The 14,455-nt window shown below is 70.1% G+C and carries 14 protein-coding genes; 8 read left to right on the forward strand and 6 right to left on the reverse strand.

Annotation, left to right across the window (positions count from 1 at the left end; genetic code table 11):
- The first annotated feature begins 39 nt into the window (after window positions 1-39).
- A complete protein-coding gene (locus tag BCF44_RS44790; protein WP_211353522.1) occupies window positions 40-336 on the forward strand; it encodes a hypothetical protein in 297 nt (98 codons plus the stop codon).
- 65 nt (window positions 337-401) lie between these two features.
- Here the strand turns inward: BCF44_RS44790 and BCF44_RS44795 are convergent, their stop codons facing one another.
- From BCF44_RS44795 to BCF44_RS44805, 3 genes are read right to left on the reverse strand one after another with little or no spacing between them, the layout of a single operon-like run.
- Window positions 402-1,379: an alpha/beta fold hydrolase gene (locus BCF44_RS44795; RefSeq protein WP_116180639.1), complete on the reverse strand. Its 978-nt coding sequence runs from the start codon at window positions 1,377-1,379 to the stop codon at window positions 402-404.
- A gap of 11 nt (window positions 1,380-1,390) precedes the next feature.
- Complete coding sequence (locus tag BCF44_RS44800; protein WP_116180640.1) at window positions 1,391-2,479, reverse strand: DUF1648 domain-containing protein; 1,089 nt, start codon at window positions 2,477-2,479, stop codon at window positions 1,391-1,393.
- On the reverse strand, window positions 2,476-2,868 hold the full coding sequence (locus BCF44_RS44805; RefSeq protein WP_116180641.1) for a GntR family transcriptional regulator: 393 nt from the start codon (window positions 2,866-2,868) through the stop codon (window positions 2,476-2,478). The genes BCF44_RS44800 and BCF44_RS44805 overlap by 4 nt, the downstream gene beginning before the upstream one ends.
- A 200-nt stretch (window positions 2,869-3,068) precedes the next feature.
- Here BCF44_RS44805 and BCF44_RS44810 point away from each other — a divergent pair, with 200 nt between their 5' ends.
- A complete protein-coding gene (locus BCF44_RS44810; RefSeq protein WP_116180642.1) occupies window positions 3,069-3,569 on the forward strand; it encodes a DUF4231 domain-containing protein in 501 nt (166 codons plus the stop codon).
- Between the two features lie 290 nt (window positions 3,570-3,859).
- On the forward strand, window positions 3,860-5,035 hold the full coding sequence (locus tag BCF44_RS44815; protein WP_147328876.1) for a right-handed parallel beta-helix repeat-containing protein: 1,176 nt from the start codon (window positions 3,860-3,862) through the stop codon (window positions 5,033-5,035).
- 4 nt (window positions 5,036-5,039) lie between these two features.
- Here the strand turns inward: BCF44_RS44815 and BCF44_RS44820 are convergent, their stop codons facing one another.
- Both BCF44_RS44820 and BCF44_RS44825 read right to left on the reverse strand, forming a co-directional pair.
- Window positions 5,040-6,155 carry an FAD-dependent oxidoreductase gene (locus BCF44_RS44820; protein WP_116180644.1) on the reverse strand — a complete coding sequence of 372 codons (1,116 nt, stop codon included), beginning with the start codon at window positions 6,153-6,155 and terminating at the stop codon, window positions 5,040-5,042.
- 230 nt (window positions 6,156-6,385) lie between these two features.
- Window positions 6,386-7,078, reverse strand: coding sequence for an RICIN domain-containing protein (locus tag BCF44_RS44825; RefSeq protein WP_170218093.1), 693 nt, complete (start codon window positions 7,076-7,078; stop codon window positions 6,386-6,388).
- A 429-nt stretch (window positions 7,079-7,507) separates the two neighbouring features.
- Between BCF44_RS44825 and BCF44_RS44830 the strand changes: the two genes are divergently transcribed.
- The 3 genes from BCF44_RS44830 to BCF44_RS44840 all read left to right on the forward strand — a co-directional run bounded on the left by BCF44_RS44830 (window position 7,508) and on the right by BCF44_RS44840 (window position 10,455).
- Window positions 7,508-8,395, forward strand: coding sequence for a phosphotransferase family protein (locus tag BCF44_RS44830; protein ID WP_116180646.1), 888 nt, complete (start codon window positions 7,508-7,510; stop codon window positions 8,393-8,395).
- A gap of 130 nt (window positions 8,396-8,525) precedes the next feature.
- Window positions 8,526-9,932 carry a DHA2 family efflux MFS transporter permease subunit gene (locus BCF44_RS44835; RefSeq protein WP_211353523.1) on the forward strand — a complete coding sequence of 469 codons (1,407 nt, stop codon included), beginning with the start codon at window positions 8,526-8,528 and terminating at the stop codon, window positions 9,930-9,932.
- 61 nt (window positions 9,933-9,993) lie between these two features.
- A complete protein-coding gene (locus BCF44_RS44840; RefSeq protein WP_246016183.1) occupies window positions 9,994-10,455 on the forward strand; it encodes a GbsR/MarR family transcriptional regulator in 462 nt (153 codons plus the stop codon).
- 134 nt (window positions 10,456-10,589) lie between these two features.
- Here the strand turns inward: BCF44_RS44840 and BCF44_RS44845 are convergent, their stop codons facing one another.
- On the reverse strand, window positions 10,590-11,564 hold the full coding sequence (locus BCF44_RS44845; protein WP_116180647.1) for a COX15/CtaA family protein: 975 nt from the start codon (window positions 11,562-11,564) through the stop codon (window positions 10,590-10,592).
- Between the two features lie 353 nt (window positions 11,565-11,917).
- Here BCF44_RS44845 and BCF44_RS44850 point away from each other — a divergent pair, with 353 nt between their 5' ends.
- Window positions 11,918-13,081 carry a S53 family peptidase gene (locus tag BCF44_RS44850; RefSeq protein WP_246016184.1) on the forward strand — a complete coding sequence of 388 codons (1,164 nt, stop codon included), beginning with the start codon at window positions 11,918-11,920 and terminating at the stop codon, window positions 13,079-13,081.
- Between the two features lie 137 nt (window positions 13,082-13,218).
- Window positions 13,219-14,400: a S53 family peptidase gene (locus BCF44_RS44855; protein ID WP_116180649.1), complete on the forward strand. Its 1,182-nt coding sequence runs from the start codon at window positions 13,219-13,221 to the stop codon at window positions 14,398-14,400.
- Window positions 14,401-14,455 lie beyond the last annotated feature (55 nt).

Consider the following 14,455-nt stretch of genomic DNA (forward strand, 5'->3'; position numbering starts at 1 on the left):
TCGCGTGATTCGGCCTGAGCGGGACTTATGGTGGGGCCCATGTCGGAACAGACCAAGATTCCGGGCCGGGCGGTGTCCTCGGCGAAGGCCTTCGTCGCGGCCCACGGCCGGCCCACCCGCGCGGTCGTCGAACGCATCGGCCGCGCCGGCGCCCGGGTGGTGCTCGTCGGCAACGACGGCGCGCTGGGCGACATCGTGGTGCCGGACGTGGCCACCGGCGAGGCCGTCGTCGGCGCAGTCACTGGCGTGCAGGCGGCGGAGTGGGACCGCGAGACCACCGCCGCCGCCAAGATCGGCCCCCGCCACCGCCGCCGCATGGCCGCCCCCAAGGTGTGACGTCTATGCGGTGAAAGGACCATTCCTGACGTTGAACGACAGGAATGGTCCTTTCCAAGCGGTGGTCAGCGGGACCAGGGGCGGGTCCAGTCGTGGAGGGCGGTCAGGAACGCCGGGGCCAGCGGCTGGTCGTTGACCGGGCTGCCGGCCGGGTGGAGGTCGTGGTCGATGCCGTCCAGCACGGCCAGGTGCGCGCTGTGCAAGGCCTGGACCAGCGGGGGAGTGGTGTCACACGGCACCTGGGTGTCGGCGGTCCCGCAGGTCACCAGCACCCGCGTGCCGGCCGGCACGTGCCGGGCGACGTCCGGCGGGTAGATCGCGTCGTCACTGCGCACGAAGACGGCCTGCGCCACGAACGACCGGAAGTACGCGGCGAACAGCGGGATCATGCCGGTGGTGTCGACCGGCTGCTCGGCCCGGAAGTCGGCGATGGCGGTGGCGACCAGCGATTTCTGCGTGCTGGCCTGGTCGGCCGGCAGGTTGGCGTCGGCGTACTCGCCGAGCTGCATCCGCACGAGGTCGAGCAGCCGCTCGTCCTGCGGCTCGACCAGGGCGAGCCCAGCCGGCCGCGGCCGCACCGAGGTGTCGACGAGGAGGGTGCTCATGCCGCCCTCGCTGTGGCCGACGACAAGCATGGAATGCGCATTCGTTTCGGGCTGTGCAACCAGGGCCGCATATGCGGCGTCGGCCTGGCGCACGAAAGCGCCCTCGTCGACGACCGGCGGCAGCGTGTGCGTCGGCCCGCTGCCGTACTTGTCGAACCGGAACGTCATGATGCCGTCCTGACCGAGGGCGTCGGCCAGCAGCGACAGCGTGTTCGGATGGAACGCGGGCAGCTGGTTTCCGTTGCGGTCTGTGGGACCGCTGCCGGGTAACAGCAGGGCGGCCGCCAGCCGTGCGCCAGGTTTGTGAGCTGGCACGTGGACCGTGCCGTAGGCGGTGAGGCCGTCGGCCTGGAACGAGATCTCCCGGTCCACCGCGGCGACGCAGTTGGCAGGAGTGAGGGTCGCGGCGAGCATGGCCGCGACGACGAGGCTGTGCATGAGATTCCCCTTCAGCGAAGAATGAGCGGCAGCAGCACGGCGAGCGTGATGACCACGGCGGTCAGTGCGACGCAGGTGACGAGCGCGAGCCGGTTGCCGATGTTGAGCGTCCACCCGAAACCGAAGCGACGCTGCACGAACCAGGACGGGTCGTCGGCGTTTCGGTAGATGATGCCGCCGATCCAGTTGCCGTCGTCGTCCCGATGGGACAGTCCGGTGCCCTCGTCGGCGGTGGCGTTCCTGTTGCGCCGCACCACGATGATCACCAGTATCGCGGTGCCGGCGGCGATCGGGATAAGGGTCAGCGGCAGCTCCACCGCGGCGTGCGGGCTGCCGTTCCACATCGCCCAGTCGGTCGCGAGCAGACCGAGGTCCAGCAGCGCCGCGAAGACCATGAAACCCTTGCCCAGCCGGACGGCGAACTCCCGGTGTGCGCGGATCGAGGCCGCCGGCCGCGCCGGATCCACGTCCGCCGGCCTGCGGAACACCAGCACGCCGATGACGCACAGCGCCGCCGTCAGTCCGGTTTGGATGAACACCACCGAGAACGCGCTGCCGACCGACTTGGCCGCGAACCGGTCGGCGTCGCCCACGCCGTTGAAGTGGACCGGCAGCATGGCCGGCAGGTCCGGGTAGCGGATGATGCCGATCACCGCGCTCGCCGCGACCACGGCGACCGGCAGCAGCATCCAGGCCCACGGGAACTTCGGAGGATCGCTGCGCAGCGACGTGTCGGCGGCGACCCCCTGGCGCAGCCCGCCGAACCAGTCCTGCTCGCGCTTCGCCGCCGTGATCACGCGGTTGGCGCGGTAGTACAGCACGTACCAAACGATCACCTGCGCCAGGATCGGCGCCGGCAGCAGCGCGATGCCGACCGTCAGCACGAGGGCGATGCCCACCAGGGTGATCAGCACGCCCGCGATGAGGATCGCGGTGCGGAAGCGGGCGGTTTCCCGCTGCACCACCGGGTCCTCGACCCGGTCGTCCGGCACGCGCACGCCGAAGCGCACGGTGCGCGCGGTCAGCGTCGGCGTCAGCCAGCCCAGGTAGACCAGCAGCGCCATCAAGATCAAGTGCACCACAACACCGGTCGTGGTCACGATGACTCATCCCCTTGTTGATTGTCGAAAGCCGCGAGCAGGTCCCGGCACGTGGCCAGCACCTCGTCCGCGGGTACCCCTTTGGCGACCGCCTCCGCGAGCAGCGTGCGCGCCCGCGCCGACCAGTCGGCGGCGAACGACTCGTCCGAGGCGGTGGGACCGACGACGGCCCCGGTCTTGCGGTTCAGCCGCACGAATCCCTGTTGCCGTAACAGGTCGTACGCCTTGTTCACGGTGTGGAAGTTGATGCCGAAGTCAGCCGCGAGCTGTCGGGTGGACGGCAGCGATTCGCCGTCGGGCAGCGTGCCGGCGGCGATGCCCTCCACGATGCGGTCCCGCAGCTGCTGGTAGATCGGCACCTCGCTGGACAGGTCGAGGCTGATGATCACGTGACCCCCCTCCTGTTGCTCTGTTGTAGTAGTTATAGAACAAAGCAACCAGGCGGGCAAGGAGGCTCGTCGGGTGTCGTTGATCACTGGCCGAATCCGTCGGTGTCCGGGCGTGGTTGTCGGGCCGGTCTCCCTGACTCGTCCCGGGCATCGCGCGTGACGGCTTGCTTCGCACATCGACTTGTTGTGAACCTTCACCCATGACCTCAGAGCAGCGTGCCGTGTTCAAGAGCCAGTGGGTCCTGGAGGCCCAGGGAGCCGGCGGCGAACCCGTTCCGCCCTCCGTGCTGGCCGAGTGGCAGCGCTATCAGAAGACCTCGTGGTCTGCGCGACGTCGACATTCCGTCGTCGAGGTGTCGAGCCTTGTCGTCAGCGCCGCCATCCCCGCGCTGGCAGCCTTCGCGTTCGACGCGAGGATCGTTGCCGCTGTCGGTTCGCTCGCGGTTTTGGTCAACGGACTCCGGGCGCTGGGTGGTTTCAAGGAGAACTGGACCAGCCGAACACGGGCGAGGTATGCCATCGAGCGAGAGATCGCTCTCTTCGCGGTGCACCACGGCAAATACGCCGGGCCCGGCGCGGCCGTCGCCTTGGTCGAGGCCGTCGAGGAGATCTGTGCCACGGAACGCGAAGGCTGGGCAGCTCTTCGACTGGCCTACGGCGGGCTTTCGGAGAAGTCGAAGACCACGCCACACGCAAGCTGACGGCACGGCGATCCGCCAAGTCCGGTCGGACGGGACGGTCGCCGATCGCCGGCGGGCGACCTCATGCCGTCGACTTGGGCGATTCGGACACCCCTGCGCCTGATGGATGAGGCTCGAAGACCGCATTCGGGGCAGCCGCACCCTCACGTCGAAGCACTGCCTTTTGGGACATGTTTCGGCGCGCCTATCGCCCGTATCGTGGGCGGCAGGGGGTCCTTCGGTTCGCAAATACGCGCTCCCGGATCTGTTTCCGCCCATCGGTCGCGGCAAATATCAGGAAGGCGCACGTGATGCTCTCTCGAAGTCGATTAAGACGCCCGGTGTCGCCGGGTAGGGTCTTCTCCGTCGCCGGAATCGGCATTCTCGTCGCCGTTCTCGGGGCGCCGCAGGCGCTGGCCAGCGCCCCCGGGGACGCGGTGCAGTGCGGCGACACGGTGACGGCCAGCATTCAGCTCGACAGCGACCTGAACTGCACCGGGGCGGCGCTCACCATTGCCGCCAGCGGCGTCACCGTCGATCTCGGCGGTCACACGGTGGTCGGGACGACCAGTGGGATATCGGCGCAGAACCAGACCGATGTGACCATTGTCAACGGAACCGTCGGCGGCGGGATATCGCTCATCGGGGTGAAGCCGAGCGCCTTCACGAACCTGCGTGTCGACAGCCTCACGCTCAAGCTGGGCACCAGAGTCGTGGCCACGGACTCGGTGATCCAGAACGGCAACATCAACCTTCAGGGCGACCTCTCGCTGGTCAGGTCCTCGATGATCGGCGTCCACACGCGCGCCATGTCCTCCGGGATCACCATGACCGACAGCACGGTGACCGACAGCGGATTCTCCACCAACGGGGTCGGCTTCACGTTGACCAGGAACACCCTGACGCGCACCGTGATAGGCGAGGACGAGTCCGGCAATCAGGTCGCGATCGACAACAAGTTCATTCAGAGCCACCTGGACGTGCTCCTGGTCAACAGTCTCGACATCGAGAACAATCAGTTCACCGGGCCGGGCTCCGGCCTGGCCGTCGACGACAGCATCTTCCGGGCGAGCACCGTCAAGGGAAACGTGTTCGACGGCGCCAGAGTGGGCATCGCCATCAACACCGCCAACTTCGGGCGGATCGACAACATCGCCATCACGCACAACGTGTTCTTCAACAACTCGGCGGCCGGGATTCTCCTGGAGGCCCCGAAGGGTGACGGCGCGCATGGCGTCGCCATCAGTGACAACGTGTTCGCGTCGAACGGCAAGGCATCGAACGGATTCGTCGACAGGCATGGCGTCCCCGTCGACGACGGCGTGCACGTCGACATCCCGGCCGGCAACCAGGTGACCATCGGCAACAACGTCACGCTGGACAACGCCGATCACGGCATCGAGGCGACACCGGGCACCGTGATCGACGGCGGCGGCAACATCTCGGTGGGCGACCCGAACGGCTGCGTCGGCGTCGTCTGCAAGTGACCCGCTAGGCCGGCTTCGTGGTCGGGGCGAACGCCGGGAGGGCGTCGAGGCTGTGGCGAACGGCCTCGGCGCCGTACTCGAACATCTGCCGTTCGTACGCGCCGACGGCGGCGACCAGGTCCCGGCGACCCTCGATCAGGTTACGCCGCAACAGATCGGCGTCGCGCAGGGCGGTGTTCGCGCCGTTGCCGCCGGTCGGGGAGGTGGCATGGATCGCGTCGCCGAGCAGCGTGACGGGACCGGGCGCCCAGCGCTCGCGGGGCTCGACGACCCGGATGGACAGCAGGGTGCTGTTGTCCGGGTCGGACTGCTCGACGAGCGCCCGCAGATCCGGGTGCCAACCGTCCATCCTGGACAGTGCGGCCTCCTGCGGGGTCGCCGCGCCGAGCGAGCCGTCCGGCGGCAGGATCATGGCCCAGCGCACGTAGTCGCGGATGTCCGGCAGGGTCACCTCGGGCGCGAGCTCCTCGGCGGCCTGCTTCGGCGGGGTCCGGAACCGCATCGCGCCGAGCAGCAGGCTCACGCCGTCGCCGGCGATCTTCGAGCCGTATGCCCGGGACAGGCCGGCGAACTGCTCGGTCAGCGACGTGCGGCCGATGACGAACCGGACGCCGGTGTCGGTCTGCCTGGTCTGCGGCGACAGCGCCGCGCGGACGGCGGAGCCGACGCCGTCGGCCCCGACGAGCAGGTCGGCGACGGCGGGGTCGCGATCCGCGAACCGGGCCTCGACGCGGCCGTCGGACAGCACCTCGTAGCCGGTCAGCGCGGCGCCGGTGTGCACCGGCAGCCCCGTCAGGAGCAGGTGCCGGAGCACGTGCCGGTCGACGACGAACCCGCTGCGGCCGGGGCCGAGCTCGCCGATCCGGTTGAGCTGCGAGTCCAGCACCAGCCGCTCGACATAGGTGTCGTCGACGATCTCGTCCAGCAGCGGGTGCCAGCGCGCCGGCAGACAGCCGCGCAGCGCCTCGAAACCGACTGCGTTCAGCACGAGCCGGTAGCCCTGGAACCGCGCGGTGATCGCCGGGTCGCGCTCGTACACGTCGACGTCGATGCCGGCGCCACGCAGGCCCTGGGCCAGGGCAAGGCCGCCCAGGCCGGCTCCGGCCACGGAAACTTGCATCACAAACCTCCCGAACAGGGGAAACGAACTTAGTTCGTCAATAACGAACTAAGTTCTACTCGACGAACTTAGTTCGTGTCAACCGCCGCCGAGGGGACGACCGCGACGGCGCGAGGAGGTGCGGGGCCGGTTCGCCGCCTGATCGGACGCCACGGGGTGTGCGGCCGGCGGCCGCACACCCCGTGGTCGGTCATTCGGTTGTCACGCGTCGGTCAGACGGCGAGGAGGACTCAGAACTCCCAGTCCTGGTTGAACCCCTCGATGCCGTGGTCGTCCCACAGCTGCACCGGCGTGCCCGGGGCGCCGATGTTGTCCGCGTCGGCGTCCAGCACCCGGCCGCTGTCGGCGTTGACCCACTTGAACAGCTCGTTGTTGGTCTGCACGTCGTAGTAGCCGGTGTCCACCAGCCACCACAGCTGGTTGGCCTGGTCGGGGCCGAGGTCGTCCCACAGCTGCACGTGCGTGCCGTTGTCGCCGATGGTGTCCAGGTCGGCGTCGAGCGGGCGGCCGCTGGCGTTGTTGACGATCTTGTACAGGCCGGCGGTGTCCGTGCCGGCGATCGTCCACTGCTGGTTCGACGCGTCGGCGCCGGCGTCGGGCCACAGTGCGACGCTGGTGCCGTTGTCGCGGATGGTCTCCGTGTCGGCGTCCAGCACACCGTAGTTGTCGAAGTTGTAGATCTTCGTGACCGGCGCCTCGTTCGCGTTCGGCTTCACGAACTTCGGGTTCACCGACGCGTCCGGCTTGGCGACCGACGCGAACGGAGCCGCCTTGCCGTGCGCCGCCGCGGTGGATCTCGCCACCTTGTGCGTGTGTGCAGACCCCGACGCGGTGGGCGCCGCCGAAGCCGTGCCGACGCCTGCGGCCAGCACGGAGCCGCCCAGTGTCATGACCGCGAGCGCGGAGAATACCTTCTTCATCATTGCCTTTCCTGAGTGTGAACCCATCCAGCGCGGGACGCTGGTTGGCGTGGTGGGCGCGCGGCGGCATGCGCAGCCGAATCGGCTGTCCTGCATGCACTTCGTGGTCCTGCCGCCGAAAGCTGAGTGTCGCGCGCGGACACTCGCCGGTTCGCGATCGACGCGGAGCGGCAGGCGTGCGCCTAGGGCCGCTCGAAGCGGCGCTCGGTGGTGATGTCCGCGGCTGTCCGGTCGAGGCACGGCTGCGCGAAGGAGGTGGCCTCGAGTCTGGCCACGACGACTGCTGCTGGCATGGTGTTCCCCCCGAATCACCCGCGGCGCCAGGAAGTCCTGGACTGCACCAGAGTACGGGATGTGGTGATCCGTGACCACGAAATCGAGCGGCAATCTTGTGGCGGTTCGCCCGCCGCGTCCTGTCGATAGATTCGGCACGTGAGCGAGTTGGAGCAGGTGGCGGCGGCGCTGGGCAGCCCGGTCGTCGGGACGCGGGTGCTGGCCGGTGGGTTCTCCCACGAGACGTCGCTGCTCACGTTGGCGAGCGGGCCGGTGGTGGTGCGGATCGGCGACACCGACCACGCGATCGAGGCCGCGGTCATGGCGGCCGCGCGCCGGCACGTCCCCGTGCCCGAGGTGATCGACGTCCTGTCGGTGGGCTCGCGGTCGGCGATGGTGCTGGAGTACGTGGTCGGGACCCCGCTGAGCGAGGTGCTCGACGACGCCGGGACCGACCTCGGGCCGCTCGGCGTCGAGGTCGGGCGGGTCGCCGCGGCCATCGGCGCGACGACGTTCGACCGTCCCGGGTTCTTCGCCGACGCCGACCTCGACGTCAAGCCGCAAATCCCGTGGTCGCAACAACTTCCCGAGTTCGCCGCCGGGTGCATGGATGCCGTGCCCGCCGCGCGGCTGGACCCGGCCACGCGCACGGCCTGGGCGGCGCTCTGCGCGGGCCACGCCCCGGCCCTTGCCGCCGTCGACGATGACGCCCGCCTGGTCCATGCCGATCTGAACCCCAAGAACATCCTCGTCACCCGCGTCCGCGGCGGATGGCGCGTCGACGCCGTTCTCGACTGGGAGTTCAGCTTCTCCGGCTGCCCGTACGCCGACGCCGCCAACATGACGCGGTTTGGCGCGGACTACCCGTCAGAGTTCGTGGCCGGCTTCCAGTCGGCCTTCGCCGACGAGCCGGCGGAATGGCTGTACCTCGGCCGGGTCATGGACATGTTCGCCCTCAGCGACCTGGTCACCCGCCCCGCCGGCAATCCCGTCGCCGACCGGGCGGCGCGGGAGATCCGGCGCTGGGTCGCCGAGTCACGCCGGTGAGGGCGCCCAGGTGGGCAATCAGGCCCTGGCGGTCGAAGTCGGCCTGCACGCGTGACCGCGCGCCGTCGTTCGTGAGGACGCCCGGTTCCGGTGCGTAAGGTGCGGGAGGAACGACGCCGGAGGGGGAGCAGTGCCGCAGCTGAGCCAGAAGATCGTCGTGCCCGTCGTGTACGTCGCCGCGGTGTTCATGTCGATCCTGGACAGCACGGTGGTCAACGTCACGCTGCCGTCCATCGCCCGTCAGTTCCAGGTGCAGCCGGAGCAGGGGCACGCGGTGATCATCGGCTACCTGCTCAGCCTCGCCGTGTTCATGCCGGTCTCCGGCTGGCTCGCCGACCGCTTCGGGGAGAAGCGGGTGTTCCTGACGTCGCTGGCGCTGTTCGTGGCGGCGTCGGCGCTGTGCGGGCTGGCGCAGAGCCTGCCGGCGCTGGTGGTGTTCCGGGTGGTGCAGGGCGCGGGCGGCGGCATGCTCGTGCCGGTCGGCATGGCGATGGTGCTGCGCGTGTTCGAGCCGGTGGAGCGGCCCCGGCTGACCCGGATGATGAACCTGGCCACGATCTTCGCGCCGGCGTCCGGGCCGGTGATCGGCGGCCTGCTCACGGTGCGGCTGTCCTGGCGGTACGTGTTCTACGTCAACATCCCCATCGGGGCGGCGGCGTTCCTGTTCGGGCTGCTGTTCCTGACCGGATCGTCGCCGGCGCTCGCGCGCCGCTTCGACGTGGCGGGATTCCTGTTGTCCGGCAGCGGTTTCGGCGCGGTGATCTACGCGCTGAGCGAGGGGCCGGAGCGCGGCTGGGACCGGCCGGACGTGCTCGTCACGGGGGCGCTCGGCGTCGCGCTGCTGATCACGCTGGTGCTGGTGGAGCTGCGGACCGAGACGCCCGTGCTGAACCTGCGGCTGCTCGGCAACCGGCCGTTCCGCACCAGCTCGTCGGTGCTTTTCCTGAGCACGGCGGCGTTTCTCGGCGTGCTGTATCTGATGCCGCAGTTCCTCCAGACGGTTCGCGGCTTCGACCCGCTGGAGTCGGGGCTCACGACGTTTCCCGAGGCGGTCGGCGTGGTGATCTGCCTCCAGGTCATCGCGCGGGTCTACCCGCGGGTCGGTCCGCGCCGGCTCCAGCTGGTCGGGCTGCTGGGGCTGGCGGCGGTGGTGGGCTGGATGGCGTTGATCGGCCTGGACACGCCGCGGTGGCAGATCGTGGCGCTGATGTTCCTGGCCGGCGTGAGCATGGGGTTCGTCTTCATGCCGACGCAGACCGCCGCCTTCGCCACCATGCCGACGGAGTCGCTCAGCCAGTCGTCCGCGCTGTACAACGTGGGCCGGCAGCTCGGCTCGGCCGCCGGCGTCGCCGGCCTGAGCACGGTGGTCGCCGCGCTCGGTTCGGACGGCGAGGGGCCGGGTCCGATCGCCTACCACGCCGGTTTCCTCACCGCGGCCACGTTCGCGCTGCTCGCCGCGGCCGTTTCGCTGACCACCCGGGACGCCGACGCCGCCGCGACCATGCGGTCCGTCGAGCGTGTCGCCGACCACGCTTAGCTTTCACCTCCTACACTGGGGCTTCAGTGTCGATTGAAGTCGATCGGTGGGGGTGGATGGCGTGGCGACGCAGAGCCAGCTGTCGGCGTGGATCGAGCGGATGGCGGCGCACTTCGTGCCGGAGGGCATCCCGCTGATCGGCGGCCGGATCCTGGCGTACCTGCTGGTGTGCGACCCGGTGGAGCGCACGGCGGCCGAGCTGTCCGAGGAGCTGGAGGCCAGCAGCGGCTCGATCAGCACCAACGTGCGGCTGCTGATCAACCTCGGCGTCGTCACCAAGACCACCCGCCGCGGCCGGCAGGCCGCCGAGTACCGGCTCAACGAGCAGGGCTGGAACGACATGATCGACCGCCGGCTGCGCGCCCTGGCCGGCACCCGCGAGCTGACCGCGGCCGGCCTGCGCCTGCTCAGCGGCGACCCGCAGCGGGCCCAGCGCCTGCGCAACATCGACGAGATGTACGGCTGGCTCGCCGACGAACTCCCCGCCGTCTGGCAGCGCCGCCCCCTCCCACCCCGCACCTGAACCCCCGCGAGTCACGCTGTCAGGCACACCGAAATCCGGTTTCAGGCACAAACGAGACCGGGCAGTTCGGATCTGCCCCAGAACGACATTCGGTGTGCCCCGCTGTGTTCGATTTCTGGGCGAACTCGCGGGGGTCAGTGGGTGGCTAGTTCGGGTTCGGGGGTGGTGGCCGGCTCCGGGCGGGTGGCGACCGGGGCGGGGCCGCGGGTGCGGCTGGCGGTCCAGAGGGAGGCGCCGGCGACCAGGACCAGGGTGGCGCCGAGGACGTGGACCAGGACCAGGATGTCCGGCACGCCGGTCCAGTACTGGACGAGGCCGACCACGCCCTGGGCCAGCACCACCGCGACGAGCACCCAGTAGCGCCGCCACTGGTCGCGGGTGGCGTCCTTGATCCGCATGCCGAAGCCCAGCGCGAACAGCGAGCCCATCAGCAGGAACACGAGATCGGCGTGGGCCTGGGCCAGCGCCGAGATGGGCAGTTCGAGCCGCGGCGTGTGGATGTCGCCGGAGTGCGGGCCGGCGGACGTCACCAGCGTGCCGGCGATCAGGATCACACCGACCATCACGGCCTGAGCCAGCTGCAAACCGAGCAGTGGCCGGGGAAGCAGCGGGCGGGGCTTCTCGTCACCCTCGCCGACGGCCTTGAACAGCAGGACGGCCAGCCAGATCAACGGCATGGACGCCAGGAAGTGCAGCGCCACCACCCACCACTGCAAACCGGTCAGCACGGTCATGCCGCCGATGACCGCCTGCGCCACCACGCCCAGCGGCATCATCAGCGCCAGCACGAGGACCCGTCGGCGTAGCGGCTTGGCGAACAGCGCCATCAGCACGCACAGCGCCGACACGACGCCGAGCCCGCCGCCGAGCAGCCGGTTGGTGAACTCGATCCACTGGTGCGCCTGGCCGCCGACCGGGTCCGCGACCGGCACGAGGCTGCCGGGCTGGCACTGCGGCCACGTGGTGCAGCCGAGCCCGGAGCCGGTGACCCGGACGACCGCGCCGGTGACCGCGATGCCCGCCTGCGTCACGACGGCGGCCCCGGTGATGAGGCGCTGCACGGCGCGGCTGGGGGACGGGACGCGGGACAGCAGCGAGGGGGTTGACACGAGTCGATGGTAGGACCGCTCGGTGGGCGGCCCGGCACCGGGCCACGGGGCCCACGTCGAGAGCGCCGGCGGGAGGACGCCGACCGCGCGGCAGCCCGAGCCGGCGGTCAGCGCGGACCGGCCCGGGTCGCCCGGGCTGCGTGCGCCGGCGCGGAAGCCGCCGACAACGCTGCCACCACCCGGGTCTGGTCCGTCTCGTCAGTCCCACACGGGCCGTTTGTCCGGATGTAGGGGTGGGGTGATCGGACGAGGGATTTCCCTCGTTGGCTCTCCGCAGTCGGATGCCTACGTTGGGGAAGCGCTTCCACTCTGACGGAGCGTGCTCAACCCCCACACCCTGCGTGGAGGTCCCTGTGAAATTCCGTTCCCTGCTAGCGGTTGCCGCGATGGCCGGCGCGGCGATGGCGATGACCGGCGCGGCCGCCATGGCGCAGCCGACCGGCGTCACCACCGTCCACTCCTGCGCCGCGAAGCCGGCCCCCGGCTACGCGGCCTGCAACGCCCTGCGCCGCACCGACGCGGCAGCCCGGGCGTTCTCGCCGGCGGCCCCGTCCGGTCTGAGCCCGGCCAACCTGGACGCGGCGTACAAGCTGTCCGCCTCCGGCGGCGCCGGCAAGACGGTCGCGATCGTCGACGCCTACGACGACCCGAACGCCGAGAAGGACCTGGGCACCTACCGGTCGACCTTCGGCCTGCCGGCCTGCACCACGGCCAACGGCTGCTTCAAGAAGGTCAACCAGACCGGCGGCACCAGCTACCCTACCGGCGACACCGGCTGGAGCGAGGAGATCTCGCTGGACATCGACATGGTGTCGGCGATCTGCCCGCAGTGCCACATCCTGCTGGTGGAGGCCACGAGCCCCTCCTACGTCAACCTCGGCACGGCCGTGAACGAGGCGGTCAAGCTGGGAGCCAACGCCGTGTCCAACAGCTACGGCGGCGGCGAGTCCTCGGCGGAGACGACCAGTTACGACACCTACTACAACCACCCGGGTGTGGCGATCACCGTCAGCTCCGGCGACTCCGGTTACGGCGTCGAGTACCCGGCGGCCTCCCGCTACGTCACGGCGGTCGGCGGCACCAGCCTCAAGACCGGCAGCGGCACCCGTGGCTGGACCGAAACCGCTTGGAGCGGCGCGGGTTCCGGCTGTTCCGCGTACGAGGCGAAGCCCAGCTGGCAGCACGACACCAGCTGCTCGCGGCGCGCCGTCGCGGACGTGTCCGCGGTGGCCGACCCGGCCACCGGCGTCGCCGTCTACGACACGTACGGCGAGTCGGGCTGGCTGGTCTTCGGCGGCACGAGCGTCGCGTCGCCGATCATCGCCTCGGTCTACGCCCTGGGCAGCTTCGCCGGCACGAGCGTCCCGGCGTCGCTGGCTTACGCCAACACGGGGTCGCTGTTCGACGTGACGAGCGGTTCGAACGGAAGCTGCGGCGGCACTTACCTATGTACCGCGAAGGCGGGTTACGACGGTCCGACGGGTCTGGGTACGCCGAACGGCACAGGAGCCTTCTGACGGTCAGCGCCGGGCGGGGTCACCCGCCCGGCGTTTCGTCCGGTTCGAGGGTAGGGAGCGGGTTTTCCCTCATTGGCGCACGGTAGCCGTCTCCTTACGGTCAGGGAGCTTCGTCCCGCTCCCTGTGGAGGTAACCGGTGACCTCGAAAGCCCTGAGAATCCTTGCCGCCGTCACACTGTGGGCCGGTGTGACGGCGCTGGGCGGCGCGACTGCCGCACAGGCCCAACCCCTGCCGACCATCACGACGACGCATGCCTGCAACACCACCCCGGCGCCCGGCTTCGCCGCCTGCAACGCCCTGGTGCGCACCGATTCCGGCGCCCGCTCGTTCGCGCCGGCCGCCCCTGCCGGCCTGAGCCCCGCGAACCTGCACGCCGCGTACAAGCTGCCGACGGCCGGCGGCGCCGGCCTGACCGTGGCGATCGTGGACGCCATGGACGACCCGAACGCCGAGAAGGACCTGGGCACCTACCGGTCGACCTTCGGGCTGCCGGCGTGCACCACGGCCAACGGCTGCTTCCGCAAGCTCAACCAGAACGGGGCCGCCAGCCCGTTGCCGGCCAGCGACACCGGCTGGGCCGAGGAGATCTCGCTGGACGTCGACATGGTGTCGGCGATCTGCCCGCAGTGCCACATCCTGTTGGTGGAGGCCAGTTCCGCGTCCTTCAACAACCTGGGCACCGCGGTGAACACGGCCGCGAGGCTCGGCGCGGTGGCGATTTCCAACAGCTACGGCGGCGGCGAGTTCAACGGCGAGCAGACCTCCGGCGACGCCTTCTTCAACCACCCGGGGATCGCGGTCACCGCCAGCTCCGGTGACTCCGGCTTCGGCGTGGAGTACCCGGCGGCCTCCCGGTTCGTCACGGCCGTCGGCGGCACCAGCCTGCGCACCGCGTCCACGGCCCGCGGCTGGAGCGAAACCGCGTGGAGCGGCGCGGGTTCCGGTTGCTCGCGGTTCGAGGCGAAGCCGACCTGGCAGCACGACACCGGCTGCGCGCGCCGCACCGTCGCCGACGTCTCCGCGGTCGCCGACCCGGCCACCGGCGTCGCCGTCAACGACACGTTCAACGAGAGCGGCTTCCTGGTGTTCGGCGGCACGAGTGTCTCGTCGCCGATCATCGCGTCCGTGTACGCACTGGCCGGCCGCCCGGCGGCGGGCAGCACCCCGGCCTCGCTGGCGTACTCGCACACCGGTTCATTGTTCGACGTGACCAGCGGGTCCAACGGCAGCTGCGGCGGCACGTACCTGTGCACCGCCAAGGCCGGCTACGACGGCCCGACCGGTCTCGGCACCCCGAACGGCCTCGGCGCCTTCTGATCTATGCAGGGAAGGACGCCTTACCCTCGTTCAGCGCGGGTAAGGCGTCCTTCCC

This window comes from Kutzneria buriramensis (assembly GCF_003387475.1).
Lineage (GTDB): Bacteria > Actinomycetota > Actinomycetes > Mycobacteriales > Pseudonocardiaceae > Kutzneria > Kutzneria buriramensis.

What these genes read in the sequence shown, in the direction of transcription:
- BCF44_RS44790 (WP_211353522.1), top strand. Translation starts at nt 40, where the DNA reads ATGTCGGAACAGACCAAGATTCCGGGCCGGGCGGTGTCCTCGGCGAAG.
- BCF44_RS44795 (WP_116180639.1), bottom strand. Translation starts at nt 1,379, where the DNA reads ATGCACAGCCTCGTCGTCGCGGCCATGCTCGCCGCGACCCTCACTCCT.
- BCF44_RS44810 (WP_116180642.1), top strand. Translation starts at nt 3,069, where the DNA reads ATGACCTCAGAGCAGCGTGCCGTGTTCAAGAGCCAGTGGGTCCTGGAG.
- BCF44_RS44815 (WP_147328876.1), top strand. Translation starts at nt 3,860, where the DNA reads ATGCTCTCTCGAAGTCGATTAAGACGCCCGGTGTCGCCGGGTAGGGTC.
- BCF44_RS44820 (WP_116180644.1), bottom strand. Translation starts at nt 6,155, where the DNA reads ATGCAAGTTTCCGTGGCCGGAGCCGGCCTGGGCGGCCTTGCCCTGGCC.
- BCF44_RS44825 (WP_170218093.1), bottom strand. Translation starts at nt 7,078, where the DNA reads ATGATGAAGAAGGTATTCTCCGCGCTCGCGGTCATGACACTGGGCGGC.